The organism is Desulforhopalus sp. (genome assembly GCA_030247675.1).
Taxonomy (GTDB): domain Bacteria; phylum Desulfobacterota; class Desulfobulbia; order Desulfobulbales; family Desulfocapsaceae; genus Desulforhopalus_A.
Map to the genome: position 1 here is coordinate 56,717 of JAOTRX010000006.1, position 16,102 is coordinate 72,818.

At 52.8% G+C, this 16,102-nt stretch carries 13 protein-coding genes; 7 read left to right on the forward strand and 6 right to left on the reverse strand.

Going from position 1 to position 16,102, the window contains the following annotated elements; translation table 11 throughout:
- Positions 1-158 precede the first annotated feature (158 nt).
- Both OEL83_13570 and OEL83_13575 read right to left on the reverse strand, forming a co-directional pair.
- On the reverse strand, positions 159-2,513 hold the full coding sequence (locus tag OEL83_13570) for a PAS domain S-box protein (GenBank protein MDK9708065.1): 2,355 nt from the start codon (positions 2,511-2,513) through the stop codon (positions 159-161).
- A complete protein-coding gene (locus OEL83_13575) occupies positions 2,497-3,135 on the reverse strand; it encodes an MEDS domain-containing protein (protein MDK9708066.1) in 639 nt (212 codons plus the stop codon). Before OEL83_13575 ends, OEL83_13570 begins: the two co-directional genes overlap by 17 nt.
- Positions 3,136-3,721: 586 nt before the next feature.
- Here OEL83_13575 and OEL83_13580 point away from each other — a divergent pair.
- Positions 3,722-4,822: a hypothetical protein gene (locus tag OEL83_13580; GenBank protein MDK9708067.1), complete on the forward strand. Its 1,101-nt coding sequence runs from the start codon at positions 3,722-3,724 to the stop codon at positions 4,820-4,822.
- A gap of 20 nt (positions 4,823-4,842) precedes the next feature.
- On the opposite strand, the gene OEL83_13585 is transcribed toward OEL83_13580, so the two are convergent.
- Entirely contained in the window at positions 4,843-5,172 is a 330-nt protein-coding gene (locus OEL83_13585) for a hypothetical protein (protein MDK9708068.1), read from the reverse strand.
- 441 nt (positions 5,173-5,613) lie between these two features.
- On the opposite strand from OEL83_13585, the gene OEL83_13590 reads away from it, so the two are divergent.
- The 4 genes from OEL83_13590 (at position 5,614) to OEL83_13605 (ending at position 9,512) form a co-directional block, all read left to right on the forward strand.
- Positions 5,614-6,564, forward strand: coding sequence for a diguanylate cyclase (locus OEL83_13590; GenBank protein MDK9708069.1), 951 nt, complete (start codon positions 5,614-5,616; stop codon positions 6,562-6,564).
- A 193-nt stretch (positions 6,565-6,757) separates the two neighbouring features.
- Positions 6,758-7,114 carry a DMT family protein gene (locus OEL83_13595; protein ID MDK9708070.1) on the forward strand — a complete coding sequence of 119 codons (357 nt, stop codon included), beginning with the start codon at positions 6,758-6,760 and terminating at the stop codon, positions 7,112-7,114.
- 104 nt (positions 7,115-7,218) lie between these two features.
- A complete protein-coding gene (locus tag OEL83_13600; protein MDK9708071.1) occupies positions 7,219-7,623 on the forward strand; it encodes a hypothetical protein in 405 nt (134 codons plus the stop codon).
- Between the two features lie 149 nt (positions 7,624-7,772).
- Positions 7,773-9,512, forward strand: a complete 1,740-nt coding sequence (locus tag OEL83_13605) for a cyclic nucleotide-binding domain-containing protein (GenBank protein ID MDK9708072.1) — start codon at positions 7,773-7,775, stop codon at positions 9,510-9,512.
- 39 nt (positions 9,513-9,551) lie between these two features.
- On the opposite strand, the gene OEL83_13610 is transcribed toward OEL83_13605, so the two are convergent.
- Both OEL83_13610 and OEL83_13615 read right to left on the reverse strand, forming a co-directional pair.
- A complete protein-coding gene (locus OEL83_13610; protein MDK9708073.1) occupies positions 9,552-10,718 on the reverse strand; it encodes a response regulator in 1,167 nt (388 codons plus the stop codon).
- A gap of 409 nt (positions 10,719-11,127) precedes the next feature.
- Positions 11,128-11,868, reverse strand: a complete 741-nt coding sequence (locus tag OEL83_13615) for a protein phosphatase 2C domain-containing protein (GenBank protein ID MDK9708074.1) — start codon at positions 11,866-11,868, stop codon at positions 11,128-11,130.
- 200 nt (positions 11,869-12,068) lie between these two features.
- On the opposite strand from OEL83_13615, the gene OEL83_13620 reads away from it, so the two are divergent.
- The gene (locus OEL83_13620) at positions 12,069-14,084 is read left to right on the forward strand and encodes a protein kinase (GenBank protein ID MDK9708075.1); all 2,016 of its coding nucleotides are present in this window, start codon (positions 12,069-12,071) and stop codon (positions 14,082-14,084) included.
- A gap of 26 nt (positions 14,085-14,110) precedes the next feature.
- Here OEL83_13620 and OEL83_13625 read toward each other — a convergent pair whose 3' ends face one another.
- Positions 14,111-14,599 (reverse strand): FHA domain-containing protein, encoded by a 489-nt coding sequence (locus OEL83_13625; GenBank protein ID MDK9708076.1) that lies wholly within the window; start codon positions 14,597-14,599, stop codon positions 14,111-14,113.
- A 557-nt stretch (positions 14,600-15,156) separates the two neighbouring features.
- Between OEL83_13625 and OEL83_13630 the strand changes: the two genes are divergently transcribed.
- Entirely contained in the window at positions 15,157-16,092 is a 936-nt protein-coding gene (locus OEL83_13630; protein MDK9708077.1) for an ABC transporter ATP-binding protein, read from the forward strand.
- Positions 16,093-16,102: the final 10 nt, after the last annotated feature.

Below are 16,102 nucleotides of genomic sequence, written 5' to 3' on the forward strand. Positions count from 1 at the left end.
CTGCGGTACTTCAAGGCTTTTTTTAAGTACAATACAGGCCAGTCACCATTAAGGTGATTGGCCTTTTTTCATGTGCGGCAAAGGTATCTCTGGTTTGTATCTAGAAAGATACAGCCAGGTTACGATGAGTAAAATGCGAGCGCGCTTGGTTTGCGGGGTCAGTTTTTCTCAAAGATCGTCCTGAGCTTACTTGCCAGATCATGTTTTGAGAATGGCTTCTGAATAAACTGAATGCCCTCATCAAGAATACCCTGCAGAGTGATAACATCTGAAGTGTATCCCGACATGAACAGGCATCTGAGATGCGGATTGTTTTGCAACAGCTTTTTGGCCAGGTCTCGGCCGTTCATTCCCGGCATCACGACATCGGTGAGGAGCAGGTGTATGTCTCTTGCGTGATTGCCAACGAGGTTGATCGCGTCATGTGGTGTGGCTGCTGTCAGCACGGTGTAGCCAAGATGCTGGAGCATGGTCGTGGTCATCTTCAGAAGCACCGGCTCGTCCTCAACCACAAGGATAGTCTCGTTACCTCTTTCGGGGAGGGTGGGTAAGTCTGCAGTCTGTTTTGGTTCTGCCTGACTACTGTGCCGGGGCAAGTAAATTGTAAAAGTGGTTCCCTGACCTGGCTCGCTGTAAACATTAACGAATCCGTTGTTTTGCCGCACGGCACCGTACACGGTGGCGAGCCCGAGGCCTGTTCCCTCTCCTACTCCCTTGGTGGTAAAAAATGGCTCGAAAATATGAGCCAATGTCTCTTTATCCATGCCACAGCCATTGTCACTCACAGTTATTCGGGCATAGTCTCCGGATACAAAGCCTGCGTGTTCGCCGCAGTATTCTTTTGTAAAGGTGCTGTTGCTCGTTTCAACCGTGAGCTTACCGACTCCGGCAATGGCGGCCCGGGCATTAACGCAGAGGTTAGCAAGAATCTGGTCAATTTGCGATGGGTCCATCTTGACGGGCCACAGGCCGGAGCCGGGCAACCATGCAAGATCGATATCCTCGCCTATGAGCCGGCGGAGCATTTTCAGCATACCCTCAATGGTGTCGTTGAGGTCTATTACCCTTGGGGCAATTGTTTGTCTGCGGGCAAAAGCGAGTAACTGTCTGGTAATATCGGTGGATCGGCTGGCGGCCTTATGGATTTCTTGTAGGTCGGCATACAGGGGTTGAGAGGGATCAAGCTGCTCCATGATCATTTCCGTGTGGCCAAGGATAACGCCGAGCATGTTGTTAAAGTCGTGTGCTACTCCCCCGGCAAGCTGGCCAACCGACTCCATCTTCTTAGCCTGTAGCAACTGACTTTCAAGTCGTGACTTTTCCTCTTCAATGCGTTTTCGCTCAGTGATGTCGTGGGCTACACCATGCACGAGCCGCAGGTTGCCATTATCAGCATAATGGAAGTTGCAGGTCCACAGTAAGTGAAAAACTTCCTGGGTGATTTGGTTGATTTGGCGATTTTCAAATGAGCTTCGCAGGAGGTGGTGGTTTGTACAATCGCTAAACCATTTTTCTGTTTTTTCCAGGTCTTCCGGATGGATAAAGGCGAAAGCAGATTTTCCAAGACATTCCTCTGGTGGAAATCCGAAAATCCTTTCCGCGCAATGGTTTACATAGGTAAATCGGCCAGTTTCATCAGTTCTGGTAATCAGATCACTGGTTTCTTCGACAATCCTCCGATATTTCTCCTCGCTGGCTACAAGTTCCTCGGCAACCCGATATTCGTCTGTTACATCTCGAAAGACCAGGACTACACCACGAATATTTCCAGTATTATCAAGAATAGGTGCCGCAGAATCGGCAATCTGATAGTGAACCCCGGATTTTGAAATGAGCGAGGTATGATTGGCAAGATCGACTACTTTTCCTGAGGCCAATACGCTTTTGACTGGGTCGGGGGCCGGTTGCAAGGTGTGGGTATTGACAATGCGGAAAACCGTGGACAGATCGACTCCCAAGGCCTCTTCAGCCACCCATCCGGTCAAGGCCTCGGCGACCGGATTCATGTTGGTGACTTTACTTTCTATATTCGCAGAGATTACCGCATCACCAATGGAATTGAGGGTGATGCGCAGATCTTCCTGTTTCTCCTGGAGTTCCATGGTTCTTTCCACCACCCGCTGCTCCAAATCGGCCATAAGGGCCTCATTGAGTGTTCTCTGGGCCTTTTCTTCAAAAACCACGCCGAGCATGTTGGTGAAATTCTGTAAAAATGGCACATACGGCTCAAAGACATCGCTTTCAGCAATTTCGAGATACAACTCCGCATAGGTAACTGTCTTGTATTTAACCGGAAGAATCCTGGTCATCGGGGAAATTTGGGTGGCGCTGACTGATGGAGGAGAAGTCTGGCAACCGAATCGGTACGACAATTTCTTTATGCCAGCCACCCCCTTGAGCCCCTGACAAACGAAATCGAGCATCGATGTCTGGCTTGGCATGAGGGTAACCATACTCTGCAGTATGGTGATTCGCCCGAGATTTTCGACCGAAAGGCTATTGGCGGTGCTCATCGGATCCGTCTCCCTGCAGATAGTCTTCCGGCTCGATATAAAAAGGATTGTTGATTACACTGCCGTTTACAATCATCTGCGGGTGAACCTTGAGTACTTCGAGAATCGTCGCCCCATCAAACAAGTTGGCATCATACTGACAAACTGCGGTGACTGGATGATCCCTCAGCAGCATGCTCACCCGCGATTCGTATTCAAGAAGACGCTCTCCGCCGGGAACCTGCTGCACCTCCGGAGTCATCTCGCCGATAACTCTGGCGGCATGAAAGCCCATTGCCAGTGCGTCGTTATAGTACGTGGTAAGTATCTCCAGCATGCGATCAGGGTCAAAAACCCCATCCTTAAAATATACCTCTCGTGTTCCCCCGAAAATGATGGCGTTTTGTGCCTTCCGGTCATCGTAGGAGATATTGTTGGTGTGCAGATACGCCCTGATTTGATCTTCAGTCAGTCTTCCAGAAAAACATGCGGTGCGTTCACCTGCTTGGAGACCGGAAAGGAGAAATTTGAGAAGCGAGTCGACTCGCTCTTCCTCGCTGGTGAAAACCAGGCACAAGTGGGTCCCGATAGGAACTTTTTCCGCTGTAAAACCAAGGGATACCTCTGGGTGGTTGTGGTTCATGATAACCTCCTGTTTATCGGATTTGCGTCTTTAATAACAGGCCCTCCTCAGGCGGCAATAGTTGGCACTGGTTTGTAATAGTATTATAAACCGGCAACTATTGGTAGGGGTGTTTTATATGCAAGGCGGTGATTCTCGGTAATCTCTTAGTAGCTTACTCCTGAAAAGCTGCTATAAAAACCAAGAATATGGGTTTGGTAAAACCTTGGTAATCGAGGTACCTCCAAGGTACTTATACCCCTCAAGGGGGCACTAAAAAGAGTCCCCTCTACAGTGGGAGGGGATAATAGCCCGCTTTTAAAGAGGATAGGGATGATACTTTAAGGGTGCAACCGAAATTGGCTGCAACTACCAAGTCATTTGGCGATATGTCTGACGCTTTGAGCATTGTCCTGTAGCCGGGTCATTTTTCAACAACGGCTTAGCGTTATAGAAATTCATTAAATATGCCGGTCCTTCTTGATGGGAGGGGGGCTGCGCCCTATACTGTCTGAAGGTGGTAAGCATGTTTGTTTTCTCCATACATTGCAGCACAAGACAATCAAACACAAGGTCGTGAACAGCGCCTTGTCCCATAAGGAAATCTATGAAATCGCCAACTCCGCCACCTGCACTGCTCCAGATTATTCAGCATAACTGTGATGTTTCCGATGCCCGGGATCACGGTGTTTATTCAATGTGCACGATGGTTCTCAAGCTCCGCAATCTTTATAAGTGGGAGAATGGCCTCCAGCCGTGGCAAGAGCCTGATGCAGCTGAGCTTCTCGACTGGATTGAGGCAAAGGAAAATTATTGGGCAACTATAGGAGGAGAGGCGCTTTTTCCGCTGCCGCTAGCCGGCAAAACCCTCGATCCGTTCCAGCTCGAAGAGATCAATGGCACTCTTGCAGAAACCTCCCTGGTGTATGGAGCCGGATTCGGGAGGTCGATGAAGACCATTTTTTTTCTCGCCGAAGTCGTTGAAAAGAGGGAGATAGAGAGCTGTCCAGTGATTATCCTCGATAAAGAATTTGCCAGAGAGATGGCTAGTCCGTTTGCCATGGTTCAGGATGGCCTTATCCTCATTCGCAAGGAGTCGCTGCGATTTTTTCTTTGGGATCAGATCCAGGAAGTGCGTTCTTCCTGCAGAAATTCCATACTACAGGCACTGCGCACCTATCCGGTCTTCAAAGACGGTTTGCTTGACCAGGAACTGCTGAAAACGGAACTCGACACCATCGTAGAAAAAGAGATGAACCTCTTCGTGTATCACGAAGTCGGTGAGATTCTGCAGACCACTCTAAATTCGGAGGCACTGCAGATGATAGTCGGGCATTTCCCGGGTACGGTGATCGAACATGTCGGCAGGGCGGTCAAAGATCTCCTGGCCGACACGCATCCTCACGGCCTTTTGGCGTATCTTACCAGGGAACAGCGTGAGTCATCCCTTGGTTTTTATCTGTCCTTTGCCGATGGCCTTCGGCAAAGGCTCTTTCCGGAGATCATGGCCGCCTGGCCGCAATTTCTTGCCGATCGGGACTGGCAGCATGTCGAGCAGGCGCGAATTGCCTGTTGGGACAGAAACCAGGCGCTGGCCGAGCAGATCCAGGCGATCTGCTCAATGATCGGCAACGATTCGGATGAGCTCATCATGAACCGTTTTAACCTGCAGGTTCTGTCACCATTGGGCCTGGCAAAACCGCTGTGATAAGGGGCTGAAAATGGTGTCTATTGCACCTTCACCCGCACCTCGATGGCGTTGATCCTGTCGATGACGACTATTGCGTCGAAGAATTCCTTCTGGCTGAGTTTTTCCAGGTGCAAAAGGCCGTTTTTGACGTTTGCCACCACCCCCGAAATCGTCTGCCCGGAGGATAAGGTGACGGTGACCATCTTGCCCTTGTAGGCGAGGAGGTTGTCGGTAAGGCTCGTTTCAATGTTGATCTTTGGTGCGGCACCTGTAGGTTCAGCTGCGGCTGAGATTGTCTGAGCGCAAAATGTTCCTGATATGATCATGGTCAGTGCTAGGGCAATGGCGGTGATTATTCCGTACTTCATGGTTCGGATCCCCCTGGTTGTTGGTGTGCTTGATGGGCAGCTTGTCTGCTCAAACGAAACCTGTCCTTGTGGTATAACCGGTTTTATTTGCACCGTTACCAACGATTTGAATACGGATTGCTAATTATTTCAAGAGAATTGCAGGGCGCACCGGTATGTCGAGGCAGGATTAGTTTCTTGCCGACCGGCGATCCTTCGTTGCCGGCCTTGCACCGGCTGTGGGCGGGTCGCGAGGGAAAACTTTTCTTTTGCCATTGTTCGGGAATGTGGTAATTAAAAACTGCCTTTCGAGGAAGACCAGGTTGGCCAAAGAACTGCGGTGTTTGGCTGTTTGGCGAGGGGCCGGCCATGTTTTGTGGTTTCCTCAGCCTTGGTTCAGGTATGGCTCTGCGCGCCGAGCGCAAGGTGAACGGGTGCTTCTCTTCACGCTCTCAAACTGATATGGAAAAAAAAACGGAAGAAGATTCCCCGACCATTCTGGTGGTCGATGACAACCCGGTCATAACCAAGATTCTTGAAGAGCTGTTGCTCCGTGCCGGCTATCGGGTGGTAGTTGTCACTGGAGGCGAGGAGGCCTTGCGGAGTCTGGATGCCCACAAGGTAGATCTCATTCTCCTTGATGTCGATATACCCGGCACATCGGGCTATACGGTTTGTAGAACTATTAAACAGAACCCCAGCACTGCCTATATTCCAGTAATCTTCGTAACTTCCCGAGGTGAGCGGGAGGATATCGTAAGCGGTTTTGAGGCGGGCGGTCAGGACTATATCATCAAACCGTTCACCCGTGCCGAACTGCTTGCCCGGGTGCAAACCCATATGACCCTGCGCAAGGTTCAGAAAGAACTCCAGGCAAGCGTTATCCGCTACCGCAACTTGTCCATCCTCGACGATCTCACCGGTTTTTACAATACCCGCTATCTGTATCAAACCCTGCAGGTCCAGCTGGAAAAGAAACAGAATCTTCCGCTTTCGGTGGTTTTTATCGATATTGACAGTTTTAAGAATGTTGTCGATACCCACGGCCACCTCAACGGCAGCAGCACCATCGCCGAACTGGCGGAGGTCATTATGCCGCTTTTGCCCGAGGGCTGTTATGGGGTGGCGTATGGCGGTGATGAGTTCGTTCTGGTTTTACCCAGGCATGGTCGTAGCGAAGGCGGCAGACTAGCCGAGCAGATCCGCGTGGCAATTGAACAGGAGAAGTTTTTGACGTTTTGCGATCTCAATGTGCATATCACCATCAGCAGCGGTATCGCCACCTATCCAGACGATGCTCAAACCCTCGACGACCTGCTGGCTGATGCCGATCATGCCCTATTTGAAGCGAAACGCTTAGGGAAAAACAAGGTGGTGAGTTTTTCCGAGATGGTGAAAATGGAACCAGCTTGAAGCTGGATTGGCGCTGCTTGTAGAGATTTTTCTACCCTGGCGGCAGCTTTTTGACTATCAGGAAAATAAGCCTGTGGTGTACACTGAGAGTGATCCGTACCGCAATGAATATGCGGGTCTGCTTCGATTGGTAAAGACATTTCCTTGGTTTTCCCGCTTTGTACGGTATTGAATTGAAAAGAAGAGTCTTTGTATGAATAGATTGGCAATCACCGTATTTTTGTTGTGCTGCAGCAATATCTTCATGACCTTTGCCTGGTATGGGCATCTCCGTAACCACGCGCATAAGCCGTGGATCATCGCGGCATTGATCAGCTGGGGGATTGCCCTGTTCGAGTATCTGTTACAGGTGCCCGCCAATCGAGTGGGACATGAGATTATGCCGGTGGGACAGTTGAAGATCCTCCAGGAGGTTATCACCCTCTTCGTGTTTGTACCTTTTTCGGTCTTTTACCTAAAAGAAAAACTATCCATGGATTATCTATGGGCCGGTTGCTGTCTGCTCGGTGCGGTTTTTTTCCTGTTTCGCAGCAAACTGTTTCCCGCCTAAGTGGATGAAACGATGTTGATCGACTGTGCTTTTCTATCACTGCTTTCTAGATTGTCTACGCGAGTATAGTGGCTGGTGCGGTAAAGTTTCGGGCGAGGGTGGAAATGATCGAAAAATCGCGAAAGGAGGGTGGTCGGGAGATCAGGATGGGCCGCATCGGTGATCGGCCGTATTGGGTTCTCAACCTGTCGATTTTGATCAGGGCTGTCCATCTGGTCGGGGCAGCTGTCGTACTTTCCTCCTTTTTGCTGGCTGGGGTAGTCCGGCCTCCCACTCATTACGCAGTGATTGCCTATGCCAGCGGAGTGGCGCTGTTGATCGCCGAAGGCATCAGGCACCGGCAGATTTATCGCGAATTGGCGGGGGTGTCGACTTTTGTCAAGTTGTTGCTTCTGGGTGCCGCGTACCATGGGCTTGTGCCGCCCCGGGAAACCTTGCTGTTGATTTTCATCCTCGCGTCGATTGCCGCGCATGCCCCGAAACAGGTGCGACACCGGCTTCTTCTGTAGGATTGGTAAAACGGCACTGTTGTAACATATTGTAAGTATATAGCAAGGGCATAGGTTTCATAAGTTTCGTTTGCGCAAACAAGCTGCTCAACTCAGTTTTATACTGGATAACCAAGAAGTTCTTTGTCGAACGTACCCTGAATGTCTTTATGAACAGCTTTTTAGCAAAAATAGCGCAACTTGATTCAATACGGGATGTCATTCTCCTCTCCCTTCATGGTGAACTGCTTTTTGGCAGTCAGGCCCAGTCTTCGCCCTTGGCTGAACAGGAGATTGCCCTGTGGCGGGCAATTATCAACGATCTGGACAATCCGCTATCGGTGGACTTCGTTTTCGACAAAGGCCGGTATTATCTGCATGCAACCGATCTTGGTTTTGTCATCGTCGGCATGCATCACGGCAAAGGTATAAAAAAGATCCGCACCGCCTGTGCGAATATGCAGGAAAAACTCGCCGATCCGAAAGTCAGAAAGAAAGTGTTGCTGAAGATGCTCGACGACAGTGACGAGAAAGTGAAGCCGCATATTGTTAACGCCCTTGTCCCCCTCGCCGATGAGGAAGTCGGTAAGATCCTTCTGCCGTATCTTCAAAAAGGTGGACAGTTCCAGCCGAGAGTATGGGAGAAATTGCTGCTTTCGCTCTGCAAGGTGCTTGGTCAGTGCGCATTCTACGAAGCCTTGCCGCCATTAAAGAAGGTGGTCCGGACCTATTCCGTCATTACTAACGGCGCTGGTGGGGTAATTGGAACCGCTGCCAAGCGGGCGGTGGAGCAGTTGGAGTCGGCCCGGGTGGAGGCAAGGAAAGCGGCGGAAAACACCTTGGGGATGCGTTTGCCGCAACTTGGCGAAAAAGCAATGAGGCCCGAGGCCGATGTATTGCCGCCGGGCGAGGTAGGGGCGACGGAGCAGCAGGTGGTGGAACTATTGGGGCAAGGACAAAAAGGGCAGGCGGTTGCCCTGGTTCTCCAGCTTGTCGTCAGCAACGCTAGGGCGAAACGGTTTCAAAAAGCGGAGCAGCTTCGTGATTGGCTTATGCAGATTGATCCCATGGCCCTGGTCGAAGGCATTCGCGCTGCCGAGATCATTGAACAGGAAAAAACTGCAGCCATTGATGCCGCATATTTAGTGACCTGGAAAGAACTCCTGGACATCCTGTCGCCGGAAGAATTTTCCGCCCTGTACCATTCAATGACCCGGAAAATCTATACCATGGGTGAGATGGTCGCAAAACAGGGCGAGTTTCTAACCACCTTGTTTTTCGTCAACAGCGGCAGCGTCCAGATCTATGCCATCAGTCAAGGGAGGGAGGTGCCCTTGCAAACTGTCGGGCCGGGGGAGGTCATAGGTGGGGAAATCCTCCTGGATGTCTCTGCCTGGACGGTCAATGCAGTCAGTAAGGTGGCCGATCTGTCACTCCTGAGCCTTGCCAGTCTTGGGCGACAGAAGGAGAGTTTCCCGGCCCTGTATTCGAAAATCCAGGACTTCTGCAGCAGATTTTCCTCCCCCAATGTCCTCTTCAGAAAAACCAACAAGACCCGCAGGAAGCATCCGGACCGGAAAAAGATATCCGGCAGGATAAGCATCGACCTGCTCGATAAACGGGGAAAAGAAACCGGAATGGCAATAAAGGGGGATCTCCTTGATCTCTCCAAAGGAGGGGTTGCCATCAGTTTACGTTTTTCTAAAAAGAAAAACGCCCTGGCCTTTTTTGGCAAGGCGATCAGACTGAGCATTGGTGCCGATGCCTCGGCTGCGCCTTTTGTTTGCAGGGGAAAGGTCATGGCGGTACGGTGCCATGACTTTATCGGCAACGACTATTCGCTGCATGTGGCTTTTGCAAAAGAACTGAGCAATACGGAGATCCTATTGGTCAGCGGCAAGCAGCGATAATCGCGGTTCAACAGCAAATTTTTGTGTTGGGCGGCACCGTCATTTTAATACTGGTGTAGTACCGGCTCCAGTGCGCAGGAGATCGATTATCTTGTCTTTTGGGCTGTTCGGCTGGACGTTGACAATGGTCGCCGGCTGCCGGGGCAGGAGGACGCGGTCGGTCTTTCCTCCGGTTGTGATGTATCCCACCCGAAATTCACCGAATTGTGAACCGGCCCCAAGTGCACTGAGCTGCAACAGGGCCATATTTAAGGCCGGTTCGTTATCGATGTCGGTGGGGCTGCAGCGTATCCCGGCCCCCTTCCCGAGGAGGTCAATGAGTTCCCTGTTCGGCCCGGCGTCTTCTTCATCCTCGTCAAGCCTCAGTTCCACCGCCTCCAGATCGGCAAAAGTCTGAGGTGTGGGGAAATCTTCCGGCAGGACCAGGTCGTCAAGGTCGCTGGCCATGGCCACAGGTGCCTTGGTGGCTATGGCCGCTGGTGCCGGCAGAGACTCCTGGCTGTCGCCGGGCTCCATATCGTCACCCCCTGATTCGTCCTTCATCCCCGCGGCCTTCATGATGATCGGTTGCAGTCCGCTGTTAATGATGTCCGTTCGCGGCGCGCAGGCATTGCGAAGAAAAAGCGTTACCGCATCCCAGGTAAAGACCTCCAGCGCTGCATCCATGCCGGTCATCTCGCCAATCCGCGCATCAACCAGCTGACCGTCGATAAAGAAGAGGACTCCACCTTGCTGCGACACCTTGTCAAGGACGCGGATTGTGCAGGTTTTGGCATCCATTTCCATGAATTGCAGGAAGACCGCCGGAGAAACATCATGCATGGTACCGCCTTCGGCCTCCTTGCGCAGAGTCGTCATAATCACTGAGATGAGGTCATCGGCTTGGAAGGGTTTGCTGATATAGGCGACTATGCCGCCGGTGGTGGCCAGCTGGTGCATCTTTTCCAGGGGCATCCCGGAAATAATTGCAACAGGAATATCGGGATAATTGTCACGAATATGCTTGAGAAGACTGATGCCATCCATCCGTGGCATCACCAGATCAAGAATGACCAGGGAGAACGGAAGTTTTTTCAGCAGTTGGACGGCCTCAAAGCCATCGTTGGCCATGACCGCGGTAAAATGGTCACGGTAGCCCGCCAAAATTTGTTCGAAGGCGGCCCGCAGTATCCGGTCATCGTCGACAAAAAGAATCTTCCTCAGCATGTAGGTCCTCGCGTTTCGTTTCTCGCTAATTCCCCTCCTGGCCGGCAATTCGAAAATGGCGGAACGCCATGAAAAGGCCACTTCCCTGCCAGAACCCGGTGACGGATTGCCAGAGTACCCGGATTTACAGGCTTGGCCAAGTATTTTTACAGAGAAATAGCTGTCTCTCTGCCTCTCCCGTACAGACTTCTTTTTATAATGGCTGTTATTTATTCAGGAAAAGATTATCGATATACCCCACCGATCCAGGGCCATAGAAGGTTGCCTAGTCCGGGGTATTGAGGGGGGCGATCGGAGAGGAAGTGGGCCAGCAGATTCGGATTGGCAAGGGGACATTCTGTCAAGTTGCAGAAGGGTGCCCAGATTCTTCTTCATCGCCAATACCGTCTGGTTAAAGATGAATGGGATGTCAGGGAAGGATTTCAACGAGGGTCACGGAGGTGTTGTCGCCGCCGCCGGCATCGTTGGCCATGTTGATGAGAATATCGGCCTTGAAGGAGAGAGGCGCGTCGTAGCCGAGTATAGGCAGGATTTCCCACTCATCGACCATGCCATGCAGACCGTCGGTGGCAAGGAGATAGATATCGCCCGGTTGAACCTGCCGGCAGACAATATCGACGATGAGCTTGGCATCGATTCCGACCGCCCGGGTGAGGACGTTGCGCAGGTTGCTTCTTTCGGCCTGCTCCCAGGTGAGTATTCCCCGGTCAACTTGGTCCTGCACCAGAGAGTGGTCGATGGTCAGCCTGTCGAGGATTCCCCGGCGAAAGCAGTAGGTCCGGCTGTCGCCGACATGGCCGAGGACAATATGGTCCTGACAGAGGATGAGCAGCTCGCCGGTGCAGCCCAGGCCCTTATGTGTCGGGGTGGCGGCGGCATGGGCCTGAATTTTGGCATTTGCCAGGAGAAAGGCGGCATGTACCCGCTCTCTTCCCTTGTCCACGGAAGGCTCCCGGGGGCCAGCGAAGGTCTCGGTGACCGCTGCAAGAAAGAGGGCGCTGGCCACCTCTCCTCCGGCGACTCCTCCCATGCCGTCGGCTACCATAAAGAAGCCGCGGTCGAGGTCTGCCGCGCACACATCCTGGTTGTCGGGGCGTTTTAAACCGGGATCGGTTTTGCTGTATGCGGCGACGCGGCTGCTGTGGTTCATTTCTTGGAAAGATCCCCTTGAGAGGTGGTTTTGCCGAGCCCGCCTTTTCAGCTTACTGCCTTGTACCAACTCTTCACCGGATAGAAATAACAATTATATCGATCAGCGGAGGAGGTATGCTATTATGACAGGGACAGAAACGCTATCCGGCCAAAGAACGATCATATCATTTTTCTCAACAATCTACCAAGACACTTCGTATGGCTACCAATCAACCACAGCAACTCGGCGATAAATACCTCCTTCTCGACCGCATAGGGTCAGGCGGAATGGCGGAGGTGTACCGGTGTAAAATGTCCGGGACAATGGGTTTTGAGAAACTCATCGTCATAAAAAAACTCCTGCCGCAGTTTGCCGGGGACAGGGAGGTGGTTTCGCAATTTATCGCTGAAGCGCGCCTGGCTGCCCTTCTGCAACATGAAAATATCGCGTATGTTTATGATTTCGGAGAGATAGACGGAAATTATTTCATCGCCATGGAGTATCTGTTCGGCAAGGATTTGCAAAGCATTATGCAGCGAGCCGGGGAAATGGGCCGGCCTCTCACTGTCGACCAGGCCCTGTACATCGCCATGAAGATCTGTGAGGGGATGGCTTATGCCCACGCCCTGAAAGACCTGCAGCAGCGGCCGCTTCATATCATTCACCGCGACCTCAGCCCGCACAATATCTTTGTAACCTACGATGGCAAGGTAAAGATCATCGATTTCGGCATCGCCCGCGCCGAGTTGTTCGACAATCGGACCAGGGCCGGGATGGTCAAGGGCAAGATCTCCTATATGTCACCGGAACAGCTCACCGCCCTGCAGATCGACCGGCGCTCGGATATCTTCTCCATCGGCATCCTGCTTTATGAGATGCTCAGCGGCAAACGCATGTACAACGGTGACACGGCAACCCTTATCCGCAAGTGCATGGACGTCGACTACGAAAAACTCGAGGATAGCCTTCCCGGGCTGCATCCGGCCATCTACCGGATAGTCGGTAAGGCACTCGCCAAGAACAGGGACGAACGCTACGAGTCATGCGCCGGGATGCGCGCTGACCTGGAGGAATGCCTGTTCATTCTCGCCGAGCGACCGACGGCGGAAACCTTGCAAACAGCAGTACTCCGTTTGTTCGCCAAGGAATTCGAGGCAGAACGCCTGCTCATCCCGGCGGGAGCGGCCAAACCCATTGAGGGTAGCGCGTCGGCTGCCGATGGCGTTTTTGAACGGACAGTTGTGTGTGAGATTCCGGAAAAGGGGGCACCTATTGCCATTGACCCGCCGACTGCACCGCCTCCTCCGAAAAGATCTTCCCGCCGGATGAGCTGGAGGGCGGCTGTCATGGCGGCGGGCCTAGGGTGCCTGTTTGCCGTGTTTATGCTGTTGCGGTCTGGAGGGAACGGGGAGCAAGGGCAGAAACTCGCCGCCGAATCGCCGAGCCACGATCAGGCGGCTGGTGCTCCGCAGCTTGCGGCCTCACCACCGCAATCTGTACCTAAGGTCGAGGTTGAGCAGCAGGTTCACCAGCAATCGCCGCAAAATTCTTCACTACAGGAGGAGGTGAACGGTCAGGACAACACGGTGCAAGCCCTCCTATCCCAGGCCGAACAGGCGATGAATGGTCAGGGCGGGAAAAAACCCGACCTCTATCTGGCCCTCGATTTTTTCCGCCAGGTTCTGGAGAGGGAGCCCGACAATGCCCAGGCCCTGGCTGGAATGCGCTATATCGGCGAGCAGTATGGCGTGTCTGCCGAACAGGCGATGCGAGCCGGACATTTCTCTGAGGCGGAGGCCCATTTGCAGAAGGGTCTGGCCATTGCCCCGGCAAACCACCGGCTTGGCGAACTGCAGGTAAGGCTTGATGATGAGCGGCGGGAAGCAAGCAGGAAATTGATCGCCAGGGCCGAGGATGCCCTGCAAAGGGACAACCTCACCACCCCGGCTGACGATTGCGCCTACGGGTACTATCAGCAGGTTCTGAGGATGGACGACAAAAATTCCGCGGCGACGCGAGGAATTGCGAGGATTGCCGATAGATACGCCGAACTCGCCGAGGAGGCCTACCGTAATATGCGCATCAATAATGCCAAGGAATATGTGCGGCAGGGGCTGAGCATTGCCCCGCAGCATCGCCAGCTCCGGCAGTTGCAGAGGGATCTGTCGCGCAGCAAGCCGGGGATTTTCTTTAAAAGCATCGAAAAATCAATCCGGCCAGTTTTTCAGCAGTAGTCTGCTGGTGGTACGGTGCTTGCCGCTCAGCCGAAGAGTTTTTGCAGAAGCCGGGAGAAAAACGATGTCTGCGGTTGCTGCGGCGCGGCTGCGGTACCGGGGCTCTTTTTGTTTGCCGTACTGCCTGTGTCCACCTGTTGCCCGCCGATGAACTGGCTGGTGTCGATGATCCGTGTCTTGTCATCCTGATAGATGTCCGGTTCCTTTGCCGCCTTCTTAATAAGGTCAGAGCGATCAAAGATCAGTTCATGCTTGCCGATGGTAATAACATCGTTATGGCGGAGATTGTGCATGGTGATCTTGATATCGTTGACAAAGGTGCCATTGGTACTGTCCAGATCCTTGAGGACAAAGGTCGTCGCAACCGATTCGATCCTGGCGTGGTGGCCGGAAACCGCCAGATTATCGATGACGATATCATTGTCCTTTCTTCGCCCAATCCGGCAACTCTGCCCAACCGCCAGCGGATACTCCAGTATCTTTTTTTCCTTGAGACGTAAGATTACAATCGGCATGCTGTCCTCCTCGGGCGAGTCTTTGCTTGGTCACTGAGCACCTCATCTTCATATATCAAATTTTTATATAGCAATTTCCGCAGTTGGCGGAAACGTTTTTTAACGGCTCCTCTTGACATCGCCAGGGCAGTTTTTACCTTTAGTGCCGATTGCGGTTTTGATCCGGAAGTGGCTGTTCCGGAGGAAAACTGAAGTGATGGCGGGGTAGGGCCGGGTCTTGCTGTGGAGGTGGCGGACGTGGCTTTTCGGGAGGGTACCGGTATCCTGCGTGAACGAACTTTGTCTTCGGCATTTGCCGGGGTTTTGCCCGATTTTTTGTCATGCAGGTCCGCAGTTCTTCTCTTTTCCTGGTTTTCGCCGCTTTTCCTGATCGCCATTTATCCCGCAAGCAGGTACAGAAAAATTCGTACCGCAAACGGATATGAAAGGCTCCCATTACATGGGACTCCCGGTGGGCTCGGTACTTACCGGAAAGCGGTGTTTATACCGCAAGGATATACGTTTCGTTTGAGCAGACCAGCTGCTCAACTCAGCTTTATCAAAACATGGAGTGGATAATGATAACTGTTGAAAATATTACGAGAAAATACGGTGATTTCGTGGCGGTTGACAATGTCTCTTTTGCGATATCGCAAGGCGAGATTGTCGGACTTCTCGGCCATAATGGGGCGGGCAAGACGACGATCATGAAGATGATAACCGGCTATCTCGAACCGACCAGCGGTACGATCAAGGTGGGGGGCCGGGAGATCGGCACCGATCGCCGGCTCATTCAGCAGGACATCGGTTATCTGCCGGAAAACTGCCCGGTGTATCCGGAGATGACGGTCTTCGACTATCTCGACTATGCCGCGGCCCTGCACGGCCTGACTGAGGCGGAGCGGGCGCCGCTCATCGCCCGGGCCATTGCCCGGACCGAGCTGCAGAACAAGGCGATCAAGCCCATCGCCACCCTGTCACGGGGCTATCGGCAGCGCACCGGGGTAGCCCAGGCGATTCTCCACAATCCGGCTATCCTCATCCTCGACGAACCGACTAACGGCCTCGATCCGACGCAGATCCAACATATGCGCGGCCTGATCACCCAGCTTGCCGAACATTCGACGGTCATTATCTCCACCCATATCCTCCAGGAGGTCCAGGCGATCTGCGACCGGGTCATCATTCTCAAAGACGGCAAGAAGGCACTTGATTCCCGCTTAGGCGATCTGCGCACCGAAGGCCGGTTGCGGCTCACTGTAGGCACTGATGCGGACAAGGCCCTGGCTTTGTTTAGCACGGCCACCGGGGTATCCCAGGCAGCACCTTGCGCATCGGTTACTCAGGAAGGGCCAGGCAGTACCTTTGCCCTGACTCTCTCGGACCACGTCAATCGCCATGAAGTGGCGGCGGCCATCGCCCGCGCCGTTCATGACCAGGGCTGGCAGCTATATTCCATGGGCTTTGAGGCAAGAACCCTGGAAACCGTCTTCGCCGAGATCAGCGCGCAATAGGAGGGGAGAA